Here is a 13,779-nt window from a genome sequence, read left to right on the forward strand (position 1 = left end):
AGCTGGAGCCATGCACCGGCATCGCTGCCCGGGGCACTTCCGCTCAACCGCGGCCTTTCAGGTTGTCAGGTTGGATCGACCCATTGGCCGGACGCTTGCCCGGTCGGCGGATCGACGGTATTGCTGTTAGTTTAGGCCATGACGGCTGCCCGCAGCAACTGCGGGCAGCCCCAGGGGGCCCAAAGGGGCCGTCAGGCCAGCGAGGCGTGCAGGCCTTGCAGGTCGTAGACCTCCAGGCTCTGCATGTGCTTCAGACCCTCCACCGCGGCGCGCGCGCCGGCGATGGTGGTGTAGTACGGCACCCGGCTGGCCAGGGCCGAGATACGGATCGAACGCGAGTCGGCGATGGCGGTGCGGGTTTCGTCCACGGTGGTGAACACCAGCGCCAGTTCGCCGTTCTTCAGCATGTCGACGATATGCGGGCGGCCGTCCTTCACCTTGTTGACCACGCGCACCGGGATGCCGGCGGCTTCGATGGCCGAGGCGGTACCGCGGGTGGCAACGATGGGGTAGCCCATATCGTGCAGCATGCGCGCCACGCCCACGGCGTGCGGCTTGTCGCTGTCCTTCACGGTCAGCAGCACCGTGCCCTTCTCCGGCAGGCGCGAACCGGCGGCGAGCTGGCTCTTGAAGAGCGCTTCGCCGAAGGTCTTGCCCACGCCCATCACCTCGCCGGTGGAGCGCATTTCAGGTCCGAGCACCGGATCGACGCCGGGGAACTTGTTGAACGGGAACACCGCCTCCTTGACGCTGTAGTACGGCGGCACCACTTCGTCATGGATGCCTTGCGAATCCAGCGTCTGGCCGGCCATGCAACGCGCGGCGATCTTGGCCAGCGACAGGCCGGTGGCCTTGGACACGTACGGCACCGTGCGCGAGGCGCGGGGGTTCACTTCCAACACGTAGACGATATCCTCGCCGTTGACCTGCTGGATGGCGAACTGCACGTTCATCAGGCCGACCACGTTCAGGGCCTTGGCCATGGCGGCGGTCTGGCGCTTGAGCTCGTCCACGGTGGCTTGCGCCAGCGAGTACGGCGGCAGCGAGCAGGCGGAGTCGCCCGAGTGCACGCCGGCTTGCTCGATGTGCTCCATCACGCCGCCGATAAACACGCGCTGGCCGTCGCACAGCGCGTCGACGTCGCACTCGATGGCGTCGTTCAGGAAGCGGTCCAGCAGCACCGGGGAGTCATGCGACACCTTGACGGCTTCGCGCATATAGCGCTCGAGGTCGCGCGGCTCGTGCACGATTTCCATCGCGCGGCCGCCCAGTACGTACGACGGACGCACCACCAGCGGGTAGCCGATCTCGGTGGCCAGGCGCAGCGCTTCGTCCTCGGCACGCGCGGTGCGGTTGGGCGGCTGGCGCAGGCCCAGCTCATGCAGCAGCTTCTGGAAACGCTCGCGGTCTTCCGCGGCGTCGATCATGTCGGGGCTGGTGCCGATGATGGGCACGCCGTTGGCTTCCAGGTCCAGCGCCAGCTTCAGCGGGGTCTGGCCGCCGTACTGAACGATCACGCCGACGGGCTTTTCCTTGTCAACGATTTCCAGCACGTCTTCCAGCGTCAGCGGCTCGAAGTAGAGGCGGTCCGAGGTGTCGTAGTCGGTCGACACGGTTTCCGGGTTGCAGTTGACCATGATGGTCTCGTACCCGTCCTCGCGCAGCGCCAGCGCGGCATGCACGCAGCAGTAGTCGAACTCGATGCCCTGGCCGATCCGGTTCGGACCGCCGCCCAGCACCATGATCTTGCGATTGGTGGTGGGCTCGGCTTCGCACTCGCCATGCTCGGCTTCATACGTGCCATACATGTAGGCGGTATTGGTGGCGAACTCGGCAGCGCAGGTGTCCACGCGCTTGTACACCGGACGCACGCCGGCGGCATGGCGCGCGGCGCGCACGGCCTTGGGCTCGGCGCCCATCAGCTTGGCCAGGCGGCGATCCGAGAAGCCCTTCTGCTTCAGGTGGCGCAGCTCGGCGGCCGACAGGCTGTCCAGCTTGCGCGCCTTGACCAGGGTCTCGGTCTTGACGATGTCTTCGATCTGGGCCAGGAACCATGGGTCGATCGCGGTCTCGGCGTGCACTTCTTCCAGCGACATGCCGATGCGGAAGGCGTCGCCCACGTACCAGATGCGGTCCGGGCCGGCTTCGCCAATTTCCTCGACGATCTCGTCGCGGTCGGTGGACTTGTCGTCCAGGCCGTCCACGCCGACTTCCAGGCCACGCAGCGCCTTCTGGAACGACTCCTGGAAGGTGCGGCCCATGGCCATCACTTCACCCACGGACTTCATCTGGGTGGTCAGGTGGCTGTCGGCCTGCGGGAATTTCTCGAAGGCGAAACGCGGCACCTTGGTGACCACGTAGTCGATCGACGGCTCGAACGAGGCCGGGGTCGCACCGCCGGTGATCTCGTTCTTCAGTTCGTCTAGCGTGTAGCCCACCGCCAGCTTGGCGGCAACCTTGGCGATCGGGAAGCCGGTGGCCTTGGACGCCAGCGCCGACGAACGCGAAACGCGGGGGTTCATCTCGATCACGATCATGCGGCCGTCGGCCGGGTTGATCGAGAACTGCACGTTGGAGCCGCCAGTATCGACGCCGATCTCGCGCAGCACCGCCAGCGAGGCGTTGCGCAGGATCTGGTATTCCTTGTCGGTCAGGGTCTGGGCGGGCGCCACGGTGATGGAGTCGCCGGTGTGGATGCCCATCGGGTCCAGGTTCTCGATCGAGCAGATGATGATGCAGTTGTCCTTCTTGTCGCGGACCACTTCCATCTCATACTCTTTCCAACCCAGCAGCGACTCTTCGATCAGCAGTTCGCGGGTCGGCGAGAGATCCAGGCCGCGCTTGCAGATTTCCTCGAATTCCTCGCGGTTGTAAGCGATGCCGCCGCCGGAGCCGCCCAGCGTGAACGACGGGCGGATCACGATGGGGTAGCCGCCGGTAGCGGTTTCCTTGGCGATCTGCGTCTGCACGGCCAGCGCTTCTTCCATCGAGTGGGCGATGCCGGACTTGGCAGAACCCAGCCCGATCTTGGTCATCGCCTCCTTGAACTTCTGGCGGTCCTCGGCCTTGTCGATGGCTTCCGGCGATGCGCCGATCAGCTCGACCTTGTACTTGTCCAGCACGCCATGGCGATGCAGGTCCAGCGCGCAGTTCAGCGCGGTCTGGCCGCCCATGGTCGGCAGGATGGCGTCGGGACGCTCTTTTTCAATGATGCGCTCGACCACTTCCCAGGTAATCGGCTCGATGTAGGTCACATCGGCCGTGTTGGGATCGGTCATGATCGTGGCCGGATTGGAGTTGACCAGGATGACCTTGAAGCCTTCCTCGCGCAGCGCCTTGCAGGCCTGGGCGCCGGAATAGTCGAACTCGCACGCCTGCCCGATGATGATGGGGCCGGCGCCGATGATCAGGATGCTCTTTATGTCTGTGCGCTTTGGCATTGCACGCTCTCATTATTGGCCGGCCCCCACGTTCGCGCGGACCGCACCGGATATCAGGATTCGATTCAGTTCAGGGTGGCCGTCGCCAGCTTGGCGCCGAAGCCGATGAATATGGCGCCCACACCGCTCGCCATGCCCGCCGACAGGCGTCGTCGGCGGCGAAACGCCTCGGCCAGCCTGGCGCCCACGAAGATGATCGCGGTCAGGTAGGCGAAGCTGCACAACTGGCACACCAGCCCCAGCGCGACAAAGGACAGCGCCGGATAGCCGAACTGCGGATCGACGAACTGGATGAAGAAGGAGATGAAGAACAGGATGGCCTTGGGGTTGAGCAGGCTCACCACCAGCGCCTTGCGGAACGGGCTGACGGCACGGTCCACAGGCATCTCGCCCTGTGCCGACGCCCCGCCATCGCTGCCGCGGCTGGACCAGCCGCGCACGGCACCGCGCAGCATCTGGAAACCGATCCAGCCGAGGTAAGCGGCACCGATGTACTTCACCACGTAGAACAGGCCCGGGCTGGCCTTCAGCAGCGAGGCCACCCCCGCCGCCGACAGCACCATCAGGATGGCGTCGCCCAGGAACACCCCGCAGGCGCCCTTGTAGCCTTCGCGCACGCCACGCTGCGCGGCGACGGAAAGCACATACATCGAGTTCGGGCCCGGCAGCAGCACGATAAAAATCGTGCCGAGCACAAAGGTCCAGAAATCGGTAATGCCCAGCGCGGTATGCATGAAGGCGTTCATGGGATCGTCCTGCGGTCTGTCTGTCTACTAATCTTCTCGTCTTGTCTTCTTCGCTGCGCGCTTACTGGCGTGCGTCCGCCATCATCTTGGTGAAGCGGTCGAACAGGTAAGCCACGTCGTTCGGGCCCGGCGAGGCTTCCGGATGGCCCTGGAAGCAGAAGGCGGGCTTGTCGGTCAGCGCGAAACCTTGCAGCGAACCGTCGAACAGCGACACGTGGGTGGTGCGCACGTTGGCAGGCAGGGTGTCGGCGTCCACCGCGAAACCGTGGTTCTGCGAGGTGATCACCACACGGCCGTCCTCCACGTCCTTCACCGGATGGTTCGCGCCATGATGGCCGAACTTCATCTTCAGCGTCTTGGCGCCAACTGCCAGCGCCATGATCTGGTGCCCCAGGCAAATGCCGAAGGTGGGGATGCCACGCTCGATGAACTCGCGGGTAGCGCGGATCGCGTAGTCGCAAGGCTCGGGGTCGCCGGGGCCGTTCGACAGGAAGATGCCATCCGGGTTGAGCGCCAGCGCGTCGGCGGCGCTGGCTTGCGCCGGCAGCACGGTCACCTTGCAGCCGCGTTCAGCCAGCATGCGCAGGATGTTGAACTTGACGCCGTAGTCAAAAGCCACCACGTGGAAGCGCGGCGACTCCAGCTTGCCGTAGCCGGTGCCCAGCGCCCATTCGGTCTGGCTCCACTCGTACGGTTCCTTGACCGAAACCACCTTGGCCAGGTCCATGCCGGCCAGGCCGGGGAAGGACCGCGCCAGGTCGATGGCCTTCTGCACATTGTCCTCGCCAGCCAGGATGCAGCCGTTCTGGGCACCCTTCTCGCGCAGGATACGGGTCAGCTTGCGGGTATCGATGCCGGCGATCGCCACCACCTTTTCCTGCTTCAGGTAATGGCCGAGGGAATGTTCCTTGCGGAAGTTGGAGGCCAGAAGCGGCAGATCCTTGATGATCAGGCCGGCGGCATGGACTTTCGTGGCTTCGACATCCTCAGTATTGACCCCGACATTGCCGATATGCGGATACGTCAGCGTGACGATCTGCCGGGAATAGCTGGGGTCGGTGAGGATTTCCTGGTAACCGGTCAGAGCGGTGTTGAACACCACTTCGCCGATGGTATGGCCGGAAGCGCCAATGGAATAGCCACGAAAGACCGTGCCGTCTGCAAGCGCGAGAATGGCGGACGGAAAAGACGGTAACACGGGTAGGCTCCTGCTGGATTCACCCTGTGACCGACCTGCTCAACGCCTCTTGCCCCGTTGTCCGGCGGGGCGACAGGCAGCGTGATGGACGCGATGCTTGTCGCCGGGGCCGTTCGCCTGGTGCTCGAAACGCCACACAAACTAGTGCGGCGGAGCCAAGGCGAAATGGGGGCGGCGGAAGGTGGAATTCGGTAGGCGCTAGGGTGAGGGGTTCTGAAAGCGAAACTTTTGGATTATACCCCGCGCCACCCATTTTCTCAAGTTATCAAGGACTTGCGGACGCAGCAGGGCCGCTGCGCGCGTCCGCCGGCAGGCCGGAACGCCCGGCCGGCACCGCTCATTCGCTGGCAGGCACCACCGCCGTCACCTCGATCTCCACCTTGGCACGGGCCTCCACCAGATCGGCGACCTCGACCGCCGTCATGGCCGGGAAGTGACGCCCGATGGTGGCCCGGTAATGCTCACCGATGGCGCGGTAGGCGGCGACATATTCCACCTTGTCCTTCACGTACCAGGTCATGCGCACGATGTGATCGGGACGCGCTCCGCCCGCGGCCAGCACCGCCACGATGTTGCGCAGCGCCTGGCCGACCTGCTCGGCAAAGTCGTCGGTTTCGAACTCGCACTGGCCGTTCCAGCCGATCTGGCCGCCGACGAAGAGCAGGCGGCTGCCCACCTGCATCTCGGTCATGATGCCGTTCGAATAGCCGCGCGGCGCGGCCCAGTCTGGTGGCTGGAGAATCTTCATGGTCGGTCTTCCGTAATCAGTGATTGGGTTCTGGTTGGTTCGCACCACGCCTCAGACGGGCGCATGGGTGCGGGATGTCAGGCGGCGCGCGCTTACCGCGCCGCGGCTTCTTGCCCCGGCGCCAGGAAGCGCTCCATGCCGGCGCGGACCTCCGGCGGCAGCGCGCGCGGCATCATTTCGCCGGTATCGACGCACACCAGGCGCTGGGCGATCTCCACGCGGTGGTCCGCGGCAGGCCCGACGAAGCGCACCTGCAAAGAGAAACTGGTGCGCCCCAGCTGCGTCACACGCAGCTCCCGCGTCAGCAATTCGCCCAGCCGGCTGGGTGCCACGAAGCGGCAGGATACTTCCGCCGTCGGCACGCCGGCCTGTGCCGCGCCATGCATAGCGTCGAAGGACCAGCCGAGTGCCTCCCGGAACCAGTCCTCGACCAGGTCGTTAAGCATCTCGAAGTAGCGCGGGAAGAACACGATGCCGGCGGCGTCGCAGTCCTTGAAGCGCACCCGGACGGTGTTGGTGAACACTTCGCTCACGGCTGGCGCCCTCCTCCGGCCGCGCCGGCCTGTTCCGCCATCTGCCGCAGGCGGAAGCGCTGCAGCTTGCCGGTCTCGGTGCGCGGCAGCGCATCGACGAAGATCACCCGGCGCGGATACTTGTACGGCGCGATCTCGGCCTTGACGTAGGCCTGCAGCGCGGCGCACATCTCCTCGCTGGCCACCACGCCGGGGCGCAGCACCACGTAGGCGGCGACCACCTGGCCGCGCTCGGGATCGGCCATGCCGACGACGCCGCATTCGGCCACCGCTTCGTGCCGCATCAGCGCGCTTTCCACTTCCGGCCCGGCAATGTTGTAGCCGGCCGAGACGATCATGTCGTCGGAACGCGCCTGGTAGTAGTAGTAGCCGTCGGCATCGGCCATGAAGGTGTCGCCCGGCAGGTTCCAGCCGTCCCTCACATAGCTGGCCTGGCGCGGATCGTCCAAATAGCGGCAGCCGGTGGGGCCGCGCACCGCCAGCTTGCCGACCGTGCCGGGCGGCACCGGTTGCATCGACTCGTCGACAATCTGCGCGACATAGCCCGGCACCACCTTGCCGATGGCGCCCGGCCGGACTTCCGCACCGGCGCTGGAGATGAAGATATGCATCATCTCGGTGCCGCCGATGCCGTCGGTCATCTCGATGCCCGTGGCCGCCTTCCAGCTCTGGCGCGTCGCATCGGGCAGCGCCTCGCCGGCCGAGACGCTCTTCTTCAGGCTGGAGATGTCATAACCCGGCGCCAGCGCCGCCATCTGCCGGTAGAAGGTCGGCGCGGTAAACACGATCGTCGCGCGCCAGGACTCGATCAGCGCCAGCAGGCTCTCAGGCGTGAGCCGCTCGGCCAGCACGGTGGACGCTCCCACCCGCAGCGGGAAGCACAGGATGCCGCCCAGGCCGAAGGTAAAGGCCAGCGGCGGGGTGCCGCAGAAGATGTCGTCCGGCCCCGGCTTGAGCACATGACGCGGGAACAGGTCGCACATGGCGATCACATCGCGGTGGAAATGCACCGTGCCCTTGGGCTGGCCGGTAGTCCCGCTGGTGAAGGCGATCAGGCAGATGTCGTCGCTAGCGGTATCGCACGCGTCGAACGACTCGGGCTTGCCGGCCATGGCGGTTTCCACCGAGCCTGCGCCGCTGCCGTTGAAGTAGCGCACCTGCGCCAGGCTCTGGCAATGGTGCTCGTTGCCGGGATCCAGATTGGCTTCGAGTTCTTCGCGCAGGCGCTCGTCGCACAACGCCGCGCTGACCGCGGCACGGTCGATCACCTGCTTGAGTTCCTTGGCGCGCAGCAACGGCATGGTCGGCACCGCGATCAGCCCCGCCTTGACCACCGCCAGCCAGCACGCTGCCATCATCAGGTTGTTGGGGCCGCGCAGCAGCACGCGATTGCCCGGCACCAGCTTCATGTCGCCGGTCAGCACGTGGGCGATGCGGTTGGAGAGCGCTGCCAGTTCGGCATAGCTGACGCTGCGATGGGCGCCGTCCTGCTCGTAGCGGATCGCGATGCGCTCGCCCCGCCCTTCGCGCACATGGCGCTCGACCAGTTCCAGCGCGCAGTTCATGCGCTCCGGATATTGCGTGTCCGCGCTCAACAGCAGTTCCGGCCACTGCTGCGGGGGCGGCAGGCGGTCGCGTGCAAAGGTATCTAGGTGGGCTGTGCTCGCCATGGTTGTCTCCGCTTCCTTCATTCTGGTGATGCTGGTAAGGGCTGTCCGGCCGCGTCGATCACGCTATGCGCGATGCTGTGCCAGCGTTTCGCGCGCGATGATCAGCTTCTGCACTTCGGTGGCGCCTTCGTAGATCCGCAGCGAACGGATCTCCCGGTACAGGCTCTCCACGCGCGTGCCCACCTTGACGCCGAGCCCGCCAAACATCTGCACGGCGCGGTCGATGACCTGCTGCGCGTTCTCGGTGGCCACCATCTTGGCCATCGCCGCTTCGCGCGTGGTGCGCACACCGGCCACATCGCGCAGCCACGCGGCGCGGTAGGTCAGCAGCGCGGCCGAGTCGATGGCGGTGGCCATGTCGCCGATTGCCGCCTGGGTCAGTTGCAGGTCGGCCAGCACGCCGCCGAACATGGGCCGCGCGATGGCGCGCGCGAGTGCTTCGTCAAGCGCGGCGCGGCCGAAGCCCAGCGAGGCGGCCGCCACCGAGGCGCGGAAGATATCCAGCGTCATCATGGCCACTTTGAAGCCCTGCCCTGCTTCGCCCAGCCGCGCGCCAACCGGCACCCGGCAGTTCTCGAAACGCAGCGTGGCAAGCGGGTGCGGCGCCATGACATCGATCCGCTCGGCGATGGTCAGGCCCGGCGTGTCCGCGTCCACCACGAAGGCTGAGATGCCGCGTGCGCCCGGCGCTTCGCCGGTGCGGGCGAACACGCAGTAGAAGTCGGCGATGCCGCCGTTGGAAATCCAGGTCTTCTCGCCATCGATCACGTAGTGATCGCCGTCCAGTACCGCGCGGCATTGCATTGCCGCCACATCGGACCCGGCATCGGGCTCGGACAGTGCGAACGCAGCGATCGCCTCGCCGCGCGCCACGCGCGGCAGGTAGCGCTCGCGCACGGCGTCGCTGCCGGCCAGCGTGATGGCGCCGCTGCCCAGGCCCTGCATGGCGAAGGCGAAATCGGCCAGGCCGTCGTGACGGGCGAGCGTCTCGCGCAGCAGGCACAGCGAGCGCGAGTCGAGCGTTTCGAGCGCGCCGCCATAAGCAGCGGGCACGCAGTAGCGCAGCCAGCCGGCCTCGCCAAGCTGGCGCACCAGCGCGCGGCAGGCGGCATCGGTGTCGCTGTGATCGACCGCGAGCGAGGCCGTGGCCCACGCGTCGAGCCGTTGTTCCAGTTCGCGGTGCGCGTCGCCGAAGAACGGCAGGGAGAGATAGCTTTTATCGGACATGAAGTTCGTACCCTTTCAGTCGCCTTCGAACACGGGCCGCGTCTTGGCCACGAACGCGTCGTAGGCCCGGCGGAAGTCCTTGGTCTGCATGCAGATGGCCTGCGCCTCGGCCTCGGCCTCGATGGCTTCGTCCAGCCCCATGTTCCATTCCTGGTGCAGCAGCTTCTTGGTCACGCCGTGGGCGAAGGTGGGCCCGGCGGCGATTTGCGCGGCCAGCGACTGGGCTTCGGCGAGTACCGCGTCCGGTGCGTGCAGCGCGTTGAAAAAGCCCCATTGCAGCCCTTCCTGCGCATTCATCGCCCGGCCGGTGTACAGCAGCTCGCTGGCACGGCCTTGTCCGATCACACGCGGCAGCAGCGAGCAGGCGCCCATGTCCGCGCCTGCCAGGCCTACCCGCACGAACAGGAAAGCGGTCTTCGCCTGCTCGGTGCCCAGCCGCATATCCGAGGCCAGCGCCATCATCGCGCCGGCGCCCGCGCAGATGCCGTCGACGGCGCTGATGACCGGTTGCGGGCAGGCCCGCATGGCCTTGATCAGGTCGCCGGTCATGCGCGTGAATTCGAGCAGCTCGGGCATGGTCATGCGGGTGAGCGGGCCGATGATTTCGTGGACGTCGCCGCCCGAGCAGAAGTTGCCGCCGGCGCCGGTGATCACCACGGTCTTGATGTCCGTGGCGTAGCACAGCGCGCGGAACAGATCGCGCAGTTCGGCGTAGGAATCGAAGGTGAGCGGGTTCTTGCGCTCGGGGCGGTTCAGCGTCACGGTGCCGACCTTGCCGTCGGCCGAGACCGACCACAGGAAGTGCTGCGGCTGGTAGCCGGCAAAGCTGCGCTTGTGGTGGCGCATGTCCAGTGCTATTTCACTCATCTCGTCTCTCGCTTGCCTGTTCTGGTTTTCTCGAATTCGTTCGGGATCAACCCGCCATGACCTCGCCGCCGGCCACTGCGATGGCCTGCCCGGTGATCGCGCTGGCGGTGGGCTGGCACAGCCATGCGACCGCGTCCGCCACCTCGTCCGGCTGCACCAGCCTGCCCTGCGGATTGCCCTTGGACAACTCGGCCCGGGCCTGCGTCTCGGTGCGGCCGGTCTTGCTCATGATATTGGCAACCGCATCGCGCACGATGTCGGTCTCGGTATAGCCAGGGCAGACCGCATTGACGGTCACGCCGCTGCTCGCGACTTCCAGCGCCAGCGAGCGGGTCAGTCCGATCACGCCGTGCTTAGCCGCGCAGTAGGCGCTGACATAGCCGTAGCCAACCAGCCCGGCCGTGCTGGCCACATTGACGATGCGGCCCCAGCCGCGTTCCAGCATGCCCGGCAACGCTGTCTGCATGCAGAGGAAGGTGCCGGTCAGGTTGACCTCGAGCATGGATTGCCACAGGGCGAGATCCGTCCTGGCGAAGCTCGCGCTGCGCGCCTGCCCGGCGTTGTTGATCAGCAGGTCGATCGGGCCCGCGCGGCCGGACGCTGCCGCGAACGCCGCCGCCACGCTGTCGGCCTGCGAAATATCCGCCGTCACGGTGCCGAGCATGGCGGGCGCGACGACCGCCTCGGCGAGCGCATCGGCTGTCGCTGCCAGCGTGGCCGCGTCGCGCCCCAGCAAGGTGACGCTGGCGCCTTGCGCGAGCAGGCGGCGCGCAATGGCCGCGCCGATTCCGCGTCCGCCACCGGTGACCAGCGCGTGCCGGCCCTGCAGGGAAAGATAGGCGCTCATGCTCAGTGATCCTCGGGCTGACGGGCTTGCCGTGCCTGTTGCGCGGCCCGCTCCAGGTTGGTTTCCAGCTGGCGCTTGCCGGCCTGGTATTGCTTGGGCCATGCCAGGTCGCGATGGCCCAGCCGCGCGGCTTCGTGGATGGTCCAGGCGGGGTCCGCCAGGTGCGGGCGGGCAATCGCGCACAGGTCGGCACGGCCGGCGGCGATGATGCTGTCGACGTGGTCGGCTTCGAAGATCGCGCCGACAGCGATGGTGGCAATGCCGGCCTCGTTGCGGATGCGATCGGCAAACGGCGTCTGGTACATGCGCCCGTACACCGGCGCCTGGTCAGGACTCACCTGCCCCGAAGAACAGTCGATCATATCGGCGCCCGCAGTCTTGAAGGCACGTGCGATCTCGATTGCATCGTCCGGCGTGATGCCGCCTTCGACCCAGTCGTGTGCCGAAATCCGCACCGACATCGGGCGCTCCTGGGGCCACAAGGCGCGCACCGCCGCAAAGACTTCGAGCGGGTAGCGCAGCCGCGCAGCCAGCGAGCCACCGTATTCGTCGCTGCGCTGGTTGGTCAGCGGCGAGATAAAGCTCGAGAGCAGGTAGCCGTGGGCGCAGTGCAGCTCGAGCCAGTCGAAACCCGCCTCCGCGGCACGCCGCGCGGCGGCCACGAAATCGTCCCGCACCTGATCCATGTCCGCGCGGCTCATCTCGCGCGGCACTTGCGACACGTCCGGCATATAGGGCAACGGCGAGGCCGACATCACCGGCCAGTTGCCGCTGGCAAGCGGGTAGTCCATCGCTTCCCAGCCGAGCTGGGTAGAGCCCTTGCGCCCGGCGTGGCCAATCTGCATGGCGATGCGCGCGTCGCTGTTGGCGTGCACGAAATCGACGATGCGGCGCCAGGCGTCGCGCTGCGCGTCGTTCCACAGACCCGGGCATCCCGGGGTGATGCGCGCATCCGGAGAAGTACAGGTCATTTCCGCCACCACCATGCCGGCGCCACCGAGCGCGCGCGCGCCCAGGTGGGTCAGGTGGAAGTCGCCGGGCACGCCGTCCTCGCAGGAATACATGGCCATGGGCGACACCACCACGCGATTCTTCAGCGTGACGCCGCGTACGCGGAACGGCGTGAACATCGGCGGCACCGCGCGCGCATCCGCGGGTTGCCCGGCACTGGCAACGTTGGCCGCGGCCTGTGCCGCGAGCCAGCGCTCGAAGCCCTCGACGTAGCCCGAATCCCGCACGCGCAGGTTCTCGTGCGAGATGCGCTGCGAGCGCGTCAGCAGGGAATAGGCGAACTGCTCCGGCGCCATGCCCGCATAGCGCTCCACGTTCTCGAACCATTCGGTGGAGTTGCGCGCGGCATTCTGGATCTTGAGGACCTCGACGCTGCGGGTGGCCTGGTAGCGCTCCAGGGCCTGCGGCAGCACGTCGGCGCCGCCCGGCCCGGCATCGCGGATATTGTTGGCGAGGTCGATCGCATCTTCCAGCGCCAGCTTGGTACCGGAGCCGATCGAAAAATGCGCGGTATGCGCGGCGTCGCCCATCAGCACCACCGGCACAGGGCGGCCGTCGGCCAGCGTGTTCCAGTGCACCCAGGTGCCGCAGATCACACGCGGAAAGCGGATCCAGTTGGCCGAGCCGCGCAGGTGAGTGGCGTTGCTGATCAGCGCGTTACCGTCCAGGTAGCGGGCAAACAGGCGCTCGCAGAAGGCCACGCCCTCCTCCTGGCTCATCTGCTCGATGCCGGCGGCGCGCCAGACCGGCTCGGGCGCCTCGACGATAAAGGTGGAGGTGTTATCGTCGAAACGGTAGGCATGGGCCTGGAACCAGCCATGCTCGGTCTTTTCGAAGGCGAAGGTAAAGGCGTCGAACAACTTGCGCGTGCCAAGCCAGACAAAGCGGCACAGGCGGGTATCGATATCGGGCTGGAAGGTCTCGGCGTAGCGGCCGCGCACGCGGCTGTTGATTCCGTCGGCGGCGATCACGATGTCGGCCTGGTATTGCTGCGCCAGCGCCTGGTCATCCGTGACGTCGGTCTCGAAGACCAGGTGCACGCCCAACTCCTCGCAGCGAGCCTGCAGGATATTGAGCAGGCGCTTGCGGCCGATGCCGATAAAGCCATGCCCGCCGGAACGCATGGTGCGCCCGCCGATATGGATATCGATATCGTCCCAGTGGTTGAATGCCTCGTTGATCTGCTGCGCGCTGACCGGATCGGCCTGCTTGAGGTTGTCCATGGTGGCGTCGGAGAACACCACGCCCCAGCCAAACGTGTCGTAGGGCCGGTTGCGCTCCACCACGTAGACCTCGTTGGCGGGATCCCGCAGCTTCATCAGCAAACCGAAGTACAGGCCCGAGGGGCCTCCGCCGATACACAGTACTCGCATCTTGTCGTCTCCTGCGCGCCGGCCCGGATCCGGCTGGCCCGGCCCCTCGCGGCACATGCGATGCGCGGGAGCGCATCTAGATCATGCTTAAATAATTGATGCTTAAAATATTAGTCCGC

At 66.5% G+C, this 13,779-nt stretch carries 10 protein-coding genes; all 10 read right to left on the reverse strand.

All coding sequences use genetic code 11. From position 1 onward, the window contains the following. Positions 1-191 precede the first annotated feature (191 nt). On the reverse strand, positions 192-3,440 hold the full coding sequence (gene carB / locus ACZY0R_RS29610) for a carbamoyl-phosphate synthase large subunit (protein WP_488863392.1): 3,249 nt from the start codon (positions 3,438-3,440) through the stop codon (positions 192-194). 65 nt (positions 3,441-3,505) lie between these two features. Beyond that, positions 3,506-4,186, reverse strand: coding sequence for a leucine efflux protein LeuE (gene leuE / locus ACZY0R_RS29615; RefSeq protein ID WP_488863394.1), 681 nt, complete (start codon positions 4,184-4,186; stop codon positions 3,506-3,508). 61 nt (positions 4,187-4,247) lie between these two features. Then, complete coding sequence (carA, locus tag ACZY0R_RS29620; RefSeq protein ID WP_488863396.1) at positions 4,248-5,384, reverse strand: glutamine-hydrolyzing carbamoyl-phosphate synthase small subunit; 1,137 nt, start codon at positions 5,382-5,384, stop codon at positions 4,248-4,250. A gap of 337 nt (positions 5,385-5,721) precedes the next feature. Further along, positions 5,722-6,132 carry a RidA family protein gene (locus ACZY0R_RS29625; protein WP_035860557.1) on the reverse strand — a complete coding sequence of 137 codons (411 nt, stop codon included), beginning with the start codon at positions 6,130-6,132 and terminating at the stop codon, positions 5,722-5,724. 92 nt (positions 6,133-6,224) lie between these two features. Continuing rightward, on the reverse strand, positions 6,225-6,665 hold the full coding sequence (locus tag ACZY0R_RS29630) for an acyl-CoA thioesterase (RefSeq protein ID WP_488863398.1): 441 nt from the start codon (positions 6,663-6,665) through the stop codon (positions 6,225-6,227). After that, the gene (locus tag ACZY0R_RS29635; protein WP_488863400.1) at positions 6,662-8,335 is read right to left on the reverse strand and encodes an AMP-binding protein; all 1,674 of its coding nucleotides are present in this window, start codon (positions 8,333-8,335) and stop codon (positions 6,662-6,664) included. The genes ACZY0R_RS29630 and ACZY0R_RS29635 overlap by 4 nt, the downstream gene beginning before the upstream one ends. A 63-nt stretch (positions 8,336-8,398) precedes the next feature. Next, positions 8,399-9,562 (reverse strand): acyl-CoA dehydrogenase family protein, encoded by a 1,164-nt coding sequence (locus tag ACZY0R_RS29640; protein ID WP_045238388.1) that lies wholly within the window; start codon positions 9,560-9,562, stop codon positions 8,399-8,401. A 15-nt stretch (positions 9,563-9,577) separates the two neighbouring features. Further along, the gene (locus ACZY0R_RS29645; protein WP_045238389.1) at positions 9,578-10,429 is read right to left on the reverse strand and encodes an enoyl-CoA hydratase family protein; all 852 of its coding nucleotides are present in this window, start codon (positions 10,427-10,429) and stop codon (positions 9,578-9,580) included. A 46-nt stretch (positions 10,430-10,475) separates the two neighbouring features. Further along, on the reverse strand, positions 10,476-11,276 hold the full coding sequence (locus ACZY0R_RS29650) for an SDR family NAD(P)-dependent oxidoreductase (RefSeq protein ID WP_488863403.1): 801 nt from the start codon (positions 11,274-11,276) through the stop codon (positions 10,476-10,478). 2 nt (positions 11,277-11,278) lie between these two features. After that, the gene (locus ACZY0R_RS29655) at positions 11,279-13,660 is read right to left on the reverse strand and encodes a bifunctional salicylyl-CoA 5-hydroxylase/oxidoreductase (RefSeq protein ID WP_488863405.1); all 2,382 of its coding nucleotides are present in this window, start codon (positions 13,658-13,660) and stop codon (positions 11,279-11,281) included. Positions 13,661-13,779 lie beyond the last annotated feature (119 nt).

It is taken from the genome of Cupriavidus sp. F041 (assembly GCF_057814235.1).